The following is a 15,740-nucleotide window of genomic DNA, read 5'->3' as shown; positions in this document are numbered from 1 at the left end:
CCTTATAATCCGTTTTCGAATATAATAGAATGAGCGAGTCTAACATACGGCATTTAAGGAGAGATTTGGATGATTTATAAGGTATTTTATCAAGAGAAGGCTGACGAAGTACCTGTTCGGGAAAAAACAGATTCACTTTACATTGAGGGCGTTTCAGAACGGGACGTCAGAACGAAACTGAAAGATCAGAAATACAACATTGAATTTGTTCAGCCTGTGGACGGTGCTTTTTTAGAATATGAGAAGCAGAGCGAAAATTTTAAAGTATTGGAGTTATGAGCGGAATGAAATTTGTAAAAAATGACCAGACTGCCGTTTTCGCCCTCGGCGGATTGGGCGAGATCGGGAAAAATACGTACGGGGTGCAGTTTCAGGATGAAATTGTACTGATTGATGCGGGAATCAAGTTCCCGGAAGATGAACTTCTCGGCATTGATTACGTAATCCCCGATTACACGTATTTAGTAAAAAATGAAGATAAAATTAAAGGTCTGTTTATCACCCACGGTCATGAAGACCATATCGGCGGTATTCCGTACCTGCTCAGACAAGTAAATATTCCCGTTTACGGCGGTAAACTCGCGATCGGCTTACTTCGGAATAAACTTGAAGAGCACGGGCTGTTAAGACAGACCAAATTAAACATCATCGGTGAAGACGACATCGTGAAGTTCCGCAAGACGTCTGTATCCTTCTTCAGAACGACACACAGCATTCCGGATTCATACGGAATCGTCGTCAAAACACCGCCGGGCAATATCGTACATACCGGGGACTTTAAGTTCGATTTCACACCGGTAGGCGAACCGGCCAACTTGACAAAGATGGCTGAAATCGGGAAAGAAGGCGTTTTGTGCCTGCTTTCTGACAGTACAAACAGTGAGGTGCCTGATTTCACCATGTCAGAACGCCGCGTAGGCGAAAGCATTCACGATATTTTCCGAAAAGTGGACGGCAGAATTATATTTGCGACATTCGCTTCGAATATACACCGTCTTCAGCAGGTGATTGAAGCAGCCGTTTTAAACGGCAGAAAAGTTGCCGTATTCGGACGCAGTATGGAATCGGCTATTGAAATCGGACAAAATCTCGGTTACATTACCTGTCCTAAAAATACGTTTATTGAGCATAACGAAATCAATCGTTTGCCTGCCAATAAGGTAACGATTTTATGTACGGGGAGCCAAGGTGAACCGATGGCGGCGTTATCACGCATCGCTAACGGGACACACCGGCAGATTTCCATTAATCCCGGAGATACGGTCGTCTTTTCTTCCTCTCCGATACCCGGAAACACAATCAGCGTAAGCCGCACCATCAACCAGCTGTACCGTGCGGGCGCAGAAGTCATTCACGGTTCATTGAATGACATTCATACATCCGGACACGGCGGACAGGAAGAGCAGAAATTAATGCTCCGCCTGATCAAACCGAAGTTCTTTATGCCGATTCACGGTGAGTACAGAATGCAGAAAATGCACGTCAAACTCGCGACTGATTGCGGCATACCTGAAGAAAACTGCTTTATCATGGATAATGGCGAAGTGCTGGCCCTCAAAGGCGAAGAAGCCGCTGTGGCAGGCAAAATTCCGTCCGGCTCCGTTTACATTGACGGAAGCGGAATCGGTGATATCGGCAATATCGTGCTCCGCGACCGCCGCATTCTTTCAGAAGAAGGCCTTGTTATCGTTGTTGTCAGCATCAATATGGACGACTTTAAGGTTTCAGCGGGACCTGATTTAATCTCAAGAGGTTTTGTATACATGAGAGAATCCGGTGATTTGATCAATGACGCGCAGCAGCTCATTTCGAACCATCTGGAGAAAGTAATGGATCGGAAAACAACGCAGTGGTCCGAAATTAAAAACGAAATTACCGATACGCTTGCTCCGTTCCTATACGAAAAAACAAAACGCCGCCCGATGATCCTTCCGATCATTATGGAGGTCTAAAAAAACTGCACTCATTACGAGTGCAGTTTTTTTTATTGCAGCGGAATATGCTGAAAGGCTTTGACATCAAACAGACCGGCCGCCGTCATTTTAATATCCGGAATCACCGGAAGGGCTAAAAACGATAAGGTGAGAAACGGATTGAAATCACCGGTGAATCCGAGCAGAGGAAGCTTTTCATGAAGCACGCCCAAGCTGTCATTGACCCATTCCGCCGACTTATCAGACAAAAGCCCGGCGATCGGAAGCGGAACGGAGTGAAGCAATTCTCCGTTTTTCACGGCTGTTAATCCGCCCCCGGTGTCACGGAGCCTGTTGATTGCTTTTGCCAAATCGGCATCGTTTGTACCGACGGCGATGATATTATGGGAATCGTGAGAAATGGTTGTGGCGATGGCGCCTTCTTTTAACCCGAACCCTTGTACAATCCCGAGTCCTATCATTTTTTCGCCGCTGTGCCGCTCTGCTACGGCGATTTTTAATAAATCATTATCTGTATCAGAACGAAACGCGTCAGCAGACGGTGCAGGCACTTCTTTTTTTCTCGTCTCCAAATGATTCGGTATCATTTCGATTACTTTCATTTTCCTGCCCTCATGAATCGGCATATAAAAATCAGATTCAGTCAGCGGCGCTTTCAGCCGCACTGTATCCAACAGCGCCTGGTCCGGCGAATAGGAACCGGCAGACTGTTCATCAACCGTTCGCCCGTTCTCGGCAACGGTCCGGCCGGCGACCATGGTCTTCGTGACGGCAGCCTCCCGTACATCTGAAATAAACAGCAGATCTGCGTCAAAACCCGGCGCTACCGCCCCTTTTGTTTCAAGGCCGTAGCACTCAGCCGCATTTAAGCTGGCGAGCTGATACGCAAGGAATGGATCAAGTCCGGCCTTTATCGCCATTTTGACTTGGTGGTTCACACTTCCTTCTGAAAGCAGATCATCTACATGCTTATCATCCGTACAAAAGAAAAAGCGGCGCGCGTTTTTTTCATTCACCGCCGGCAGCACATTGAGCGTATTTTTTGCCACCGATCCTTCGCGCAGCATGACGTACATTCCCCGTCTGATTCTGTCCAGCGCTTCTTCTTTTGTCGTCACTTCATGATCATTTGACACCATTGCGGTTCTGTATATATTGATGATATCTGAAGACAGTCCGGCTAAATGCCCGTCGATCCGTTTTCCGTGACGCTTGGCATCAAGCAGTTTCTGAAGCATATCCTCTTCACCTTCCGCAACAGACACATAATCCATTACTTCCGCAAGCCCGAGCACCTCTTTCTCCTGATAAAAAGGCTTTAAATCCTCGGCTTTTAATACAGCTCCTGAGCGTTCAAAGCTAGCGGCGGGAACACAGGAAGGAAGCATGAAACGGATGTTCAGCGGCGCCTTTTTCGCCTGCTCTATCATAAATGAAATGCCTTTTGCTCCGGAAACATTCGCAATTTCGTGAGGATCAGTAATGACAGTAGTCACTCCGTGAGGGAGGACGGCTTTAGCAAATTCAATCGGAGTAACCATAGAGGACTCGATATGAACATGTCCGTCAATAAAGCCAGGAACGATCATTTGACCTTCTGCATCAATGACTTCTTCCCCTTCATATTCGCCCAGCCCGACGATCACTCCGCCCGTAATGGCGATATCTGCAGAAATCCATTCCTGGTTAAATACATCCATGATTTTTCCGTTTTTAATGACGGTATCGGCTTTTTGTCTGCCGGCTGATGCATTCAGCCGTTCAGCCAGTGTTTCTTTGTTCAAAATGAGGCCTCCTCTTTTTCTTTATATGGTACAATATGCTATCGGATCGCCTGATCATAGTCAATAAAAATTGCAGAATATACCGCTTACACGATAAATGTCTTTCTATTCTGACATAATAAAAGACCGTCCTTTTACGGACGGCTTTTCACTTTGTATGAAGCACTCTTTTTTCAAATCGGGAAATGTCCGTAAGAGAGCCGATAACGATGAGAATATCTTCTTTTTGAATCATTTCAGTCGCCAGCGGAGATACGATCACTTCTTTTTCTCTCTTGATGGCCACGATATTAATGCCGTACTTCGCCCGGATGTCCAGATCAAGCAGTGTGTTGCCCGCAAGCCTGCTGTTGGCCACGATCTCCACAATGCTGTGTTCGTCGGACAGCTCCAAATAATCAAGCACATTATTTGATACGATGTTGTGGGCGATGCGTTTTGCCATGTCACGTTCAGGGTGGACGATGTGATCGGCCCCGATTTTCGCAAGCACTTTCTCATGATAATCGTTCTGCGCTTTAACCGTGATCGTGTTCACGCCGAGTTCCTTTAAGATCAGCGTCGTTAAAATGCTCGCCTGTATATTTTCGCCGATTGCCACAATGACGTGGTCAAAGTTGCGCAGCCCTAAGTTTTTCAGCACCGATTCATCGGTTGAATCGCCGATGACCGCGTGTGATGCGATTTTGGCGTATTCATTTACTTTATCTTCATCAATATCCATCGCCATGACCTCAAGGCCTTCTTCACTTAATGCTTTGCAAATACTTCCGCCGAAGCGTCCGAGACCGATAACGGCAAACTCTTTTCTCATAACAGTACTCCTTTAAACAATATCTCTAATAGGAATAGTATCACATTTTCGGCAATGAGTTCATATAGCGTTTAAGCTTTTCTGAAAAGGCGGGTGATAAATACAGGTCCGCTCCGCGTTCGATTTCTTCCTGATAGTGACCCGGAGGCGCAATTTCCTCAGCTTTATCAAGAACCAGAAACGTCAGGACGCCTCTGTATACACGGCCGCCGGCACACACTTCTATGAACGCGGGACGGTATGTGTGGTTATCAACACCTTCTCTTTTGTACAGATAGGTTGCCGCTTCAAACGGGAGCTTGTACAGCACGCCTTCAGTTCGTCCCCCGTCTTCAACAAGATCGGCTCTGGAACCGTCAGGACGCCTTAACGTGAATCTCGTCGAATACCCTTCAACAACCGCCCCTCCGACCGGCTCGGCAAAGAAGTGGGCGACCCCCGCCTGTTTAAACCGGGCATTGTCCATACAGGAGCCGTAAGCAAAATAATAAACCGGACTGTCATCCTCCCGTTTCATAAAACGGTATTCTTTCCAGTCTCCGCTTTTGATACGGCTGAATGAGGCACACTGGTCGGGCTTTACGACATATGCGAAGGCGGTTTTATTCCCGGCATCCGTCGTCACGGCAACCTCTTTCCGGTCAAAATCAGCATAATACATATCCAGCTTACGGATCATCTGATGATCTGTTTCATACAATTCCCCGTACACAAAAGCTGTTTCTGCTAAAGACGCCGCAGGCTGACCTTTATCCGTTTCGTACAGCACACCGTTTATCGCGGCCTGCTCGCACACACACGGAGCGCCTTTCAGCAGTTCATGGTTTTCTTCACGCTTCCGTAACAAACCGTATACAAAAAGAAGCAAGTTATTTTTCCTCCTTTTGGACAGCAGCCGCTTCTAACGGCAGAATCACCTGAAACGTACTGCCTTCTCCATTTTTGCTCTTAATGTTAAGTTTACCATTATGCTCCTTCAGAATTCGTAAACAAATCGGAAGCCCGAGACCCGTTCCCTGATCTTTTGTTGAGAAAAACGGTTTGCCGATGTTTTCAAGCTTTTCTTTCGACATGCCGTTTCCTTCATCCTGTATGCTGATCACCGCGTATTCTTCATCCCGTTCTGTATAAATATGAATATTCCCGCCGTCAGGCATCGCTTCAATCGCATTTTTAATAATATTGATAAATACCTGTTTCAGCTGGTTTTCGTCACCGTTGACCATACAGGACTCAGTCTGCCTGAAATCCTTCTCAATCACAGTGTTTGACAGCACCGCGTTCGTGTCAAGAAGCGTCGCCACCTGCCTTAAAATATGGTTGAGATGATGAGCGGTAAACGTCACGGTCTGCGGCTTGGCGAGCAGAAGCAGCTCCCCCAGCACGAGATCAATCCTTTTAATCTCCGAAAAAATAATATCGAAATAATCCGTTCTTTCCGGATACTGGGCTTTCATCAGCTGGAGAAAGCCGCTGACTGACGTTAAAGGATTTCTTACTTCATGGGCGATTCCTGCCGCAAGCTCTCCGGCAATGGCCAGCTTTTGAGATTGCATGGCAAGGCGTTCGTTCGTTTCCAGAAGCTCGTCGACCGCTTTTTTCCGTTCACTGATATCAGACATCGTCCCCAGGCTCCCGACAAATTTCTGTCTGCGGTCATAATACAGCTTATAATGGACTTCCCCCCAAAAAATCGTGCCGTCTCTTTTAATATATTTGGCCGTAAACATTCCTGACGGGGACTGCTGCTTGATTTGGGAGATAATATAATCAATGATATGTTTTTCTTTTATAAAATAATCATTATACATCGTGCCCATACATTCGCTGATGGAGTGGCCCGTAATCGTCGTCCAGGCCTGATTCAAATATGTAATATTCCCTTGTGAATCCGTCTGAAAAACGATTTCCTGCAAATTGTCCATGATCCGGTTTTTCTCATCTGAAAGCGCCTTTGCTTTCTGCTCGCTGTCCTTCAGCTCCGCCAGCAGCTGCTTTTTATTGTCCACATAATAAGCCAGCAGCCAGACGCTGATTAATGTGACGGCGGTAAAGGTGATGTCAACGGGCCAGTTAATCGGATTCCGTTCAATCATATAAAATAAATAATCCCAAAACATAATAAAAATCATTGCCAAGATTAAGGAAATGATACGCGCTTGATATTTTCCCATAGTCCCACCTGCCGCTAGCATTTCTACATATATTGTAACATTGTTGACTGCATTATTGACTAAAAAATGATAACTATTCCCAATTAATTGAGCAGGTTCGCTTACTTTTCCCGTGAGTTTTTGCACAAGTTCATAATAAAAGGACGGAATGATGCCCCGCCCTTTTTGCTGATTATGATCTATCTTTTAACGCTTCTTCGATTTCCTCAAGCAGCATTTTCGCTCCTTCAGGACTTAAAATAATTTTGCCGTTGCCGTACTCCTGATTTTCGGAGGTAATTTCCCCGGTCATTAAGCAAATGCCGTGCGGCTTGTATTTTTTTAAGACAATTTTGTCTCCGTCAACGAAAAATTCAATACTATCTTTAATAGCGATATCCAATGCTCTTCTCAATTCAATCGGCATGACAATACGCCCGAGTTCGTCTACTTTTCTTACTACACCAATTGATTTCATAGAAATCCCCTACTTCCTTTAATGTCTCTTCTTTATGTCCAAGGAAAATCCTTCATAAACGTAGACGAAAGGAACGGAGCAAAAGTTTCTCAGCATCCGGAAATGAATGTTTTTTACAGAAAAAAAGCCTTTTGAAATACGGGATACAGACTTTCCCTCCTTTTTTACAAAAACATTTCATTCCCGGCGGAAACCCCCAAAAATCGTGGTTTTTCTCAGAAACTTTAAATGTAGAATCAATTAAATCAGGATAGGGATTGGGTGAAAACATGTTTCAATCAACTGAGATCGGAATCGACTTAGGAACCGCTAATATACTTGTTTACAGTAAAAATAAAGGTATTATTTTAAACGAGCCTTCCGTTGTCGCTGTAGATACAACAACGAAAGCGGTGCTTGCCATCGGAACGGATGCCAAAAGCATGATCGGAAAGACGCCGGGGAAAATCGTCGCCGTACGGCCGATGAAAGACGGTGTCATTGCTGATTATGATATGACAACTGACTTATTAAAACACATTATGAAAAAAGCCGGAAAAAAAATCGGAATGACCTTCCGCAAACCGAATGTCGTCGTCTGCACGCCTTCAGGCTCAACAGCCGTTGAACGCCGCGCCATCAGTGACGCTGTCAAAAACTGCGGAGCGAAAAACGTTCACTTGATTGAAGAACCCGTAGCCGCTGCAATCGGGGCCGACCTCCCTGTTGACGAGCCGGTCGCAAACGTCGTCGTAGATATCGGCGGCGGTACGACTGAAGTCGCCATCATCTCATTCGGTGGCGTCGTATCCTGCCATTCGATCAGAATCGGCGGCGACCAGCTTGATGAAGATATCGCCTCGTTCGTCAGAAAAAAATACAACCTGCTGATCGGGGAACGTACGGCAGAACAAGTGAAAATGGAAATCGGATTTGCATTGATCGAACATGTGCCGGAAACGATGGAAATCCGCGGGCGTGACCTCGTAACCGGTCTGCCGAAGACAATCAGACTGCAGTCTAATGAAATTCAGCACGCGATGCGTGAGTCGCTCCTGCATATTCTTGAAGCGATCAGAGCGACACTTGAAGATTGTCCGCCGGAGCTCAGCGGTGATATCGTTGACCGCGGCGTCGTGTTAACCGGCGGAGGCTCCCTTTTAAACGGGATGAAAGAATGGCTGACAGATGAAATCGTCGTTCCCGTTCATTTGGCGGCAAATCCGCTTGAATCAGTGGCTATCGGCACTGGGCGTTCATTAGACGTCATCGACAAGCTGCAAAAAGCGATTAAATAATAAGATTGTGCTTCTTTTTTCTCCGGCCGGCTCATATTGTGAGAACTGGAGAAACATTAAGGAGGAAGCATATGCTTAGAGATGTGGGAAGACGCGTAGCAGTAGCCGTCATTTTAAGCGGAATTATTTTGGGGGGTATGAGCATTTCACTGGCCAATATGCCCCATTCTCCGGCCGGCGGCGCCGTAAAACTGAATCACCCGTAAGACGCAGCAAAAGCTGTGTCTTTTTCGTTTGTGCTCCTTTCTTTCCTTTATGAGGCGATATTTGATATGATGAGAAAAACCGATGAGGAGGAATGAACGATGAGTTCGTTTACTGAAAAGTTAAATACATATGCTCAGCTGGCGGTAGAAGTCGGCGTCAATGTCCAAAAAGGACAGCATGTTGTAATCAATGCCTCAACTGATGTCCGGGAACTTGTCAGACTGCTTGCCAAACATTCTTATGAAAAAGGCGCAAAAAACGTCACCGTAAATTGGCAGGACGATGAACTGTCCAGATTAAAATACGAGATGGCACCTTTTGAAGCGTTTGAAGAGTATCCTGAATGGGAAGCAAAAGGAAAAGAAGAGCTCGCGAAAAAAGGGGCTGCGTTTATTTCTGTCGTCTCATCCGACCCCGACCTGTTAAAAGGCACTGACGGCAAACGGATTGCAGCGTTCCAAAAAGCCGCCGGAAAAGCATTGCATACATACAGACAATATATTCAATCAGATAAGGTCAGCTGGACGGTGATCGGAGCTGCTTCAACAGGCTGGGCGAAAAAAGTGTTCCCGGATCAGCCGGAAGAAACAGCCGTTCAGCTTTTATGGGAAGAAATTTTCAAAACGACCCGTGTAAATGAAGAAAACCCTGTGGAAGCATGGAAAAAACACGATCAAAATCTTCATGAAAAAGTGGAACACCTGAACAAAAAACATTACAGCGCCCTGCATTATCAGGCTGAAGGAACAGACTTAACCATTGAACTGCCGAAAAAACATGTATGGGCAGGCGCGGGAAGCGTGAATGAAAGCGGTCACGAATTCATGGCCAACATGCCGACAGAAGAGGTTTTCACCCTTCCGCAGCGTGACGGGGTGAACGGCACGGTTTCCAGCACGAAACCGCTGAGCTACGGCGGCAACATTATTGATAACTTCACTCTTACCTTTGAAAACGGCCGCATTGTCGATGTGAAAGCTGAAAAAGGCGAGGAGATTTTAAAAGGCATCGTCGAAACCGATGAAGGCTCACACTATCTCGGTGAAGTGGCCTTAGTGCCTTACGATTCACCGATTTCACAATCAAATATTTTATTTTACAACACACTGTACGATGAAAACGCCTCTAACCACTTGGCGATCGGCAGTGCGTATGCCTTTAATATTGAGGGCGGCAAACAAATGACACGGGAAGAGCTTGTTAAAGAGGGCTTAAATGAAAGCATTACACACGTAGATTTTATGGTCGGTTCCAAAGACATGAATATCGACGGTATTACCGCGGACGGGAAAAGAGAACCGATCTTCAGAAACGGAAACTGGGCATTTTAATAAAAAAAGGAGGCGATCAGGCCTCCTTTTTATTTCGCTTCATACATTTGCAAGTTGGCGCAGACGGTTTCCAAAACAGGTGTATCAATTGACAAGCCTTTCGCTTTCTCAAGCAAAAAGCCGTGTAAATGATCACCTTCCGTCACCCTGCCCTTTTCCATATCTCTCAGCATCGACGATTTCATATGGTAAGACATGCTTGTCAATGTGCGATAACTCTCTTCTTCCAGACCAGGATCTTTCGGGATGCCGGCAGCCTTGAAAATGGCTCCGATTTCGGCAAAGAGGCGCTTTGCCGTGCTGCGGCCGCCTTCTGTTTCTAAAATCGGTCCGACCGGCTGTTGAAACAGAGTGGTCACTCCCGCCTGCGCGGCAATAAACATATATTTTTTCCAAATGTCCTTTTCAATATCCCCGCTGATGATGACATCCGCTTTCACGCCTGCAAATGCGTTTTCCAGCTCGTTCATACGTTCTGTGCGCTCCCCGTTCCATTCACCGAAAACAAACCGGTGGGCAGCGCTCGTATGAAGAATTTCCCCTTTGTCGTTATGGGCGCTCTCAATAAAGCAGAGGCCGCCCAGCACCTGCCGTTTTGAAAAAGCTTCAAACAGCTGGTTATAGTGCCTGTATCCGTTTAAAAAAGGAAGAATGACCGACGAAGGTTTGACAAACGGTTTGACATCCCCAATGACGTCCTGCAAAGAATACGCTTTTGATGCGATGATAACGGCGTCAAACTCTCCATCTTCGCCCGCCATGATTATTTTCGGCTTGATTGAAACATCACCATTTGCACTTTTGACGGTCAATCCCGTCTCTTTTAATTGTTCCGCCCGCTTCTGACGGACGAGAAACGTAACGTCATTTCCCTTTTCTGCAAGTCGCGCGCCGATATATCCGCCCACTCCCCCAGCTCCGACAACTAAAAACTTCATGATGCATTCCTCCGTCTCTTTTCAATTTATGTATTCCTTTATTGTAATGGGAAGTCAGAAGATTGAAAACTTTTTTCATAAATAAAAAAGCAGAGTCTCCCCTGCTTCTTTATTACGCGTATAGCTCTTCAAGCTTTTTCTGCACATCCGCGTTTTCAAGAAATTCGTCATAAGACATTTGTTTGTCAACAATGCCTTTAGGCGTTAATTCAATGATGCGGTTGGCAATTGTCTGTACAAACTGATGGTCATGAGATGAAAACAGCATAGCGCCTTTAAAGCTGATTAAGCCGTTGTTAAGCGCCGTAATGGATTCCAAATCTAAGTGGTTTGTCGGTTCATCCAGAATTAAGATATTCGCGCCGGAAAGCATCGCTTTTGAAAGCATGCAGCGTACTTTTTCTCCTCCGGAAAGGACGTTTGATTTTTTGTTGACTTCTTCTCCTGAGAACAGCATGCGTCCTAAGAAACCGCGCAGAAAGCTTTCGCTTTGGTCATGCGGCGAGTATTGGCGGAGCCAGTCGACAAGGTTCGCATCGCTGCCGTCAAAATATTCGCTGTTGTCTTTAGGGAAGTACGCCTGAGAAGTGGTCACGCCCCATTTAAATGTGCCGCTGTCTGCTTCCATTTCCCCGGAAATGATTTTAAACAATGTCGTAACGGCAAGTTCGTTGCGGCCCGTAAATGCAATTTTGTCTTCTCTGTTCATAATAAAGCTGACGTTATCAAGCACCTTAACCCCGTCAATCGTTTTTGTTAAGCCTTCAACCCGCAGCACGTCATTTCCGATCTCGCGTTCCGGCGTGAAATTGACATAAGGATAACGGCGTGATGACGGTTTGATATCATCAAGCGTGATTTTATCAAGGAGTTTCTTTCTTGATGTCGCCTGCTTTGATTTAGAGGCGTTGGCGCTGAATCTGGCCACGAACTCCTGAAGCTGTTTAATCTGCTCTTCTTTTTTCTTGTTGGCTTCCTGAGAAAGCTTTAAAGCAAGCTGGCTTGATTCATACCAGAAATCATAGTTGCCGACGTACACTTGAATTTTATTAAAATCAAGATCGGCGATGTGCGTGCACACTTTATTTAAAAAGTGACGGTCATGGGATACGACGATGACTGTGTTCTCAAAGTTGATTAAAAACTCTTCCAGCCACTGAATCGCTTTCAGATCCAAGTGGTTGGTCGGTTCATCAAGCAGCAGAACGTCCGGCTTGCCGAACAGCGCCTGTGCCAAAAGCACTTTCACCTTTTCTGAACCGCCTAAGTCGGCCATTTTCTTCGTATGCAGGTCTTCAGAGATGCCCAGCCCCTTTAACAAAATAGCGGCTTCACTTTCAGCTTCCCATCCGTTTAATTCCGCAAACTCTCCTTCAAGCTCAGCGGCGCGGATGCCGTCTTCATCTGAAAAATCAGGCTTCATATAAATCGCGTCTTTTTCCTGCATGACTTCGTATAAACGTTTATGTCCCATAATGACGACTTTCAGCACTTCACAGTCTTCATATTCAAAGTGGTTCTGCTTCAGAATGGCAAGACGTTCGCCCGGACTCATATGGACATCGCCGGTCTGCGGCTCCAGCTCACCGGATAAAATTTTCAAAAATGTTGATTTTCCGGCACCGTTTGCGCCTATTAATCCGTAGCAGTTGCCCGGCGTAAATTTAATATTGACATCTTCAAATAACTTGCGATCCGCAAAACGCAAGCTCACATTATTTACAGCAATCATTTAGAATCCTCCATCGTGTCTATCATCATTAAAAGTATACCATGAATAAAGGGGAAGAGAAATGTTTCCCTGCGAATATACGGGTTTGAAAAGATGCAGGCGTCAAACCCGGAGCGCTGTGATACAATAGATATATATACATATTCATCACGGAGGAACAAGTTGAAGCTTTTAACACTCACAGAATACTGTCTTATGATTTTCTTCACCGGGGTTTTTCTGGCCGTCACAGGCTTTACGGCACGTGACCTCGGCTTGTACGTCGGAATCGCCCTCATTTATACGTTTTCGCATCTCTTTTCAAAACGGATGCTTGAAAAACGCGGCAAAGAGAAGAAGCAGGTGAATCTTTTTTTCAGCGTTCTGGCCATTGTCGGATCAGTGTTGGCCACGGTATTGTTCATCGCCGTCGCGGCCTCGTTTGCCAAATAAAAAACGCCTGCTGTCCGAATCGGGCAGCGCGGCGTTTTTTATTTTGTCTGACGCATATCATGAAACGGGAAGAACACAAACTTCGAGGTGCCGACGATCCGGTTTTCGGCTATTAAGCCGAGGCCATTCCGGCTGTCCATTGAATTCAGCCGATTGTCGCCCATGACGAAGTATTTGCCTTTCGGAACCTTTACGGGGCCGAAATCTCCCGTCAGGTTGACTCCCAGTTTTTTCGCTTCTTTTTTATTGCTCGCGAGGTACGGTTCTGCGATTTTTTTGCCGTTTATATAAAGCGTGTCATTTTTCATTTCCACCGTTTCTCCAGGTTTTCCGATGAGCCGCTTTACATAATGGACTTTCGACGTATCGCCGTTAATAATGACGATGTCCCCCCGCTCGATTTCTCCGATATAATTGACGCTTTTGTTGACAAACAGTCTTTCACCGTCATGTAATGTCGGGTACATTGATGATCCTTCCACTAAGTACGGTTCAAACAGGAAATGGCGGATTAACAGCGCAAGTGCAACCGCTATAATGATGGCCTTTCCCCATTCCCAATATGTGTTGGATTTTCTTTTTACCGATTTTTCAGAAGTAGGTTTTTGTTCTTCAGTCAACGTGGTTCCTCCTAGACGATCACTGTTTCGGTTCATGTACCATCTTTACTTTATCACAACTCATCACAAAATACATAACGCTTCTATGCGCATATGATTGAAAAAAGCGCCCGTAAAGGACGCTTTTCGCTTATTTCTCTACTACCGGTTTTTTGATGATTCCCAAGATAACCGCAGTTACAATCGCTCCGATCACGATGCTCATTAAGTAAAGCAGCGGATGGTTCGTAATGAATGCAACGAATATTCCTCCGTGCGGTGCAGGAAGCGTTACCCGGAAAAACTCTGTCAGTCCGCCCGCTACCGCAGAACCGACAACTGCTGCAGGGATGACGCGAAGCGGATCAGCCGCTGCAAACGGGATGGCGCCTTCTGTAACGAAAGCTGCTCCCATGAAGTAGCACGTAATACCGGCTTCACGGTCACGTTTAGAGAATTTGTGTTTAAAGAATGTTGTCGCCAGCGCGATTCCAAGCGGCGGAGCCATTCCGCCCGCCATGATGGCCGCATGCGGCGCATAGTTTCCGGCATCGATCATCGCGATACCGAAAGTGAACGCCGCTTTATTGAGCGGGCCGCCCATGTCGATAGCCATCATACCGCCTAAAATAATCCCCATTAAGACAAGGTTTCCAGTTCCAAGGCTTTCAAGCCAATTTGTTAAGAAATTCATAAACGCTGCTACAGGTGTGTTAATGACAAACTGCATCAGGACACCGGTGATAAAAATACCGAGCAGCGGATAAATCAATACAGGTTTTAATCCGTCAAGAGTCTGAGGAATAAAGACAAACAGCTTTTTCAAAAGGACTACGACATAACCGGCTAAGAATCCGGCAATCAGTCCGCCCAAGAATCCGGCATTCGCCTGCGTAGCCATAAATCCGCCGACCATACCCGGCGCAAATCCCGGACGGTCCGCAATACTCATTGCGATGAATCCGGCAAGAACTGCAACAATCAGCTTTAACGCATTACCGTCACCGATAAAGTTCAGCGCGGCAGCAAACGTGTTGTATGTCGAATCTTTCGGATCAGCTGAATGAATTCCCCAGAAGAATGAAATCGCAACGAGAATTCCGCCGCCGACGACAAATGGAAGCATGTTGCTGACACCGCTCATTAAGTGTTTATAGAAAGTACTTCCGATGCTTGTGCCTGATTTCTGTTTCGGGCCGTCTTCATTTGAAGCGGAAGATGCTCCGCCGCTGCCCTCGTAAATCGGCGCATCTTGGTTAACTGCTTTTTCAATCAGTTCCTGAGGACGTCTGATACCGGCCGTTACAGGCACTTGAAGAACATGTTTGCCTTTAAAGCGCTCCATTTCAACCTGTTTATCAGCCGCCACGATAATCGCAGGCGCGTCTTCAATTTCTTGAGCCGTCAGCTTATGTTTAATACCGCTCGAACCGTTTGTCTCGACTTTAATGTCAACGCCGAGCTCTTTCGCTTTTTCTTTCAGTGCGTCAGCTGCCATGAACGTATGAGCGATACCTGTCGGGCATGCCGTAACGGCAAGGATTTTTCCTTTTCCTGACGGCGCTGCCTGTTCTTCCTGCTCTTCTTCCTCATCGTCATCTTTGTCATGCTGATTGATGATGTCAATGATTGCATCTTCTGATTCAGCTTCAAGAAGCTGTTTGCGGATTTCCTCACGCATAAGAAGCGTTGAAAGTCTTGATAATGCTTCAAGATGCGTATTATTTGCTCCTTCGGTTGCCGCAATCATAAAGACCAGGTGTGCCGGCTGACCGTCTAATGATTCATAATCCACACCATCTTTTGAACGGCCGAATGCGATGGCCGGGTTAATGACGCTCGCCGTCTTCGCATGAGGAATGGCAATGCCTTCGCCGATTCCCGTCGAGCTTTGGCTTTCACGATTTAAAATGGCTGCTTTGTAAGCCTCTCTGTCATTTAATCTGCCGGCTTTGTCAAGCACTGTCACCATTTCATCGATAACGTTTTCTTTCTCTTTGCTTTCTATATTGAGATGAATTGTATCTCTTGTTAACAGCTCAGTTATCTTCACTTTTCTTT

The 15,740-nt window shown here is 46.0% G+C and carries 15 protein-coding genes; 6 read left to right on the top strand and 9 right to left on the bottom strand.

The window, feature by feature from the left end:
* Positions 1-69: 69 nt before the first annotated feature.
* A complete protein-coding gene (locus ACWJJX_RS02855; RefSeq protein ID WP_003154548.1) occupies positions 70-279 on the top strand; it encodes a DNA-dependent RNA polymerase subunit epsilon in 210 nt (69 codons plus the stop codon).
* A gap of 5 nt (positions 280-284) precedes the next feature.
* A complete protein-coding gene (gene rnjA, locus ACWJJX_RS02850; RefSeq protein ID WP_007409649.1) occupies positions 285-1,952 on the top strand; it encodes a ribonuclease J1 in 1,668 nt (555 codons plus the stop codon).
* A gap of 32 nt (positions 1,953-1,984) precedes the next feature.
* On the opposite strand, the gene ade is transcribed toward rnjA, so the two are convergent.
* From ade to ACWJJX_RS02825, 5 genes are all read right to left on the bottom strand, one after another.
* Complete coding sequence (gene ade, locus ACWJJX_RS02845; RefSeq protein ID WP_454022714.1) at positions 1,985-3,718, bottom strand: adenine deaminase; 1,734 nt, start codon at positions 3,716-3,718, stop codon at positions 1,985-1,987.
* 148 nt (positions 3,719-3,866) lie between these two features.
* On the bottom strand, positions 3,867-4,532 hold the full coding sequence (gene ktrC / locus ACWJJX_RS02840) for a Ktr system potassium transporter KtrC (RefSeq protein WP_003154554.1): 666 nt from the start codon (positions 4,530-4,532) through the stop codon (positions 3,867-3,869).
* 40 nt (positions 4,533-4,572) lie between these two features.
* Positions 4,573-5,400, bottom strand: coding sequence for a gamma-glutamylcyclotransferase (locus ACWJJX_RS02835; RefSeq protein ID WP_109955182.1), 828 nt, complete (start codon positions 5,398-5,400; stop codon positions 4,573-4,575).
* A 1-nt stretch (position 5,401) separates the two neighbouring features.
* Positions 5,402-6,706 carry an ATP-binding protein gene (locus ACWJJX_RS02830; RefSeq protein WP_014304932.1) on the bottom strand — a complete coding sequence of 435 codons (1,305 nt, stop codon included), beginning with the start codon at positions 6,704-6,706 and terminating at the stop codon, positions 5,402-5,404.
* A 172-nt stretch (positions 6,707-6,878) separates the two neighbouring features.
* Positions 6,879-7,163, bottom strand: a complete 285-nt coding sequence (locus ACWJJX_RS02825; protein WP_024085249.1) for an AbrB/MazE/SpoVT family DNA-binding domain-containing protein — start codon at positions 7,161-7,163, stop codon at positions 6,879-6,881.
* Positions 7,164-7,432: 269 nt separating this feature from the next.
* Here ACWJJX_RS02825 and mreBH point away from each other — a divergent pair, with 269 nt between their 5' ends.
* From mreBH to ACWJJX_RS02810, 3 genes are all read left to right on the top strand, one after another.
* Positions 7,433-8,440, top strand: coding sequence for a cell shape-determining protein MreBH (gene mreBH / locus ACWJJX_RS02820; RefSeq protein ID WP_003154558.1), 1,008 nt, complete (start codon positions 7,433-7,435; stop codon positions 8,438-8,440).
* Between the two features lie 71 nt (positions 8,441-8,511).
* Complete coding sequence (locus ACWJJX_RS02815; RefSeq protein WP_003154559.1) at positions 8,512-8,646, top strand: protein YkpC; 135 nt, start codon at positions 8,512-8,514, stop codon at positions 8,644-8,646.
* Between the two features lie 99 nt (positions 8,647-8,745).
* On the top strand, positions 8,746-9,978 hold the full coding sequence (locus ACWJJX_RS02810) for an aminopeptidase (RefSeq protein ID WP_454022713.1): 1,233 nt from the start codon (positions 8,746-8,748) through the stop codon (positions 9,976-9,978).
* 29 nt (positions 9,979-10,007) lie between these two features.
* Here ACWJJX_RS02810 and ACWJJX_RS02805 read toward each other — a convergent pair whose 3' ends face one another.
* Positions 10,008-10,916, bottom strand: a complete 909-nt coding sequence (locus ACWJJX_RS02805; RefSeq protein ID WP_454022712.1) for a ketopantoate reductase family protein — start codon at positions 10,914-10,916, stop codon at positions 10,008-10,010.
* 112 nt (positions 10,917-11,028) lie between these two features.
* On the bottom strand, positions 11,029-12,648 hold the full coding sequence (locus ACWJJX_RS02800) for an ABC-F family ATP-binding cassette domain-containing protein (protein ID WP_003154562.1): 1,620 nt from the start codon (positions 12,646-12,648) through the stop codon (positions 11,029-11,031).
* 162 nt (positions 12,649-12,810) lie between these two features.
* Between ACWJJX_RS02800 and ACWJJX_RS02795 the strand changes: the two genes are divergently transcribed.
* Positions 12,811-13,080 (top strand): hypothetical protein, encoded by a 270-nt coding sequence (locus ACWJJX_RS02795; RefSeq protein ID WP_182068823.1) that lies wholly within the window; start codon positions 12,811-12,813, stop codon positions 13,078-13,080.
* Positions 13,081-13,118: 38 nt separating this feature from the next.
* Here ACWJJX_RS02795 and sipT read toward each other — a convergent pair whose 3' ends face one another.
* Positions 13,119-13,736, bottom strand: coding sequence for a signal peptidase I sipT (gene sipT, locus ACWJJX_RS02790; RefSeq protein WP_369719103.1), 618 nt, complete (start codon positions 13,734-13,736; stop codon positions 13,119-13,121).
* A 94-nt stretch (positions 13,737-13,830) separates the two neighbouring features.
* Entirely contained in the window at positions 13,831-15,732 is a 1,902-nt protein-coding gene (locus ACWJJX_RS02785; RefSeq protein WP_454022711.1) for a PTS fructose transporter subunit IIABC, read from the bottom strand.
* Positions 15,733-15,740 lie beyond the last annotated feature (8 nt).

The sequence above is a fragment of the Bacillus sp. YH3-2-B2 genome, from assembly GCF_053663335.1.
This window is presented reverse-complemented; position numbering and strand designations above follow the sequence as displayed.

Coding starts and splice junctions, on each gene's coding strand:
- ACWJJX_RS02855 (WP_003154548.1), top strand. CDS start 70: ATGATTTATAAGGTATTTTATCAAGAGAAGGCTGACGAAGTACCTGTT.
- rnjA (WP_007409649.1), top strand. CDS start 285: ATGAAATTTGTAAAAAATGACCAGACTGCCGTTTTCGCCCTCGGCGGA.
- ktrC (WP_003154554.1), bottom strand. CDS start 4,532: ATGAGAAAAGAGTTTGCCGTTATCGGTCTCGGACGCTTCGGCGGAAGT.
- ACWJJX_RS02830 (WP_014304932.1), bottom strand. CDS start 6,706: ATGGGAAAATATCAAGCGCGTATCATTTCCTTAATCTTGGCAATGATT.
- ACWJJX_RS02825 (WP_024085249.1), bottom strand. CDS start 7,163: ATGAAATCAATTGGTGTAGTAAGAAAAGTAGACGAACTCGGGCGTATT.
- mreBH (WP_003154558.1), top strand. CDS start 7,433: ATGTTTCAATCAACTGAGATCGGAATCGACTTAGGAACCGCTAATATA.
- ACWJJX_RS02815 (WP_003154559.1), top strand. CDS start 8,512: ATGCTTAGAGATGTGGGAAGACGCGTAGCAGTAGCCGTCATTTTAAGC.
- ACWJJX_RS02810 (WP_454022713.1), top strand. CDS start 8,746: ATGAGTTCGTTTACTGAAAAGTTAAATACATATGCTCAGCTGGCGGTA.
- ACWJJX_RS02805 (WP_454022712.1), bottom strand. CDS start 10,916: ATGAAGTTTTTAGTTGTCGGAGCTGGGGGAGTGGGCGGATATATCGGC.
- ACWJJX_RS02800 (WP_003154562.1), bottom strand. CDS start 12,648: ATGATTGCTGTAAATAATGTGAGCTTGCGTTTTGCGGATCGCAAGTTA.
- sipT (WP_369719103.1), bottom strand. CDS start 13,736: ATGAACCGAAACAGTGATCGTCTAGGAGGAACCACGTTGACTGAAGAA.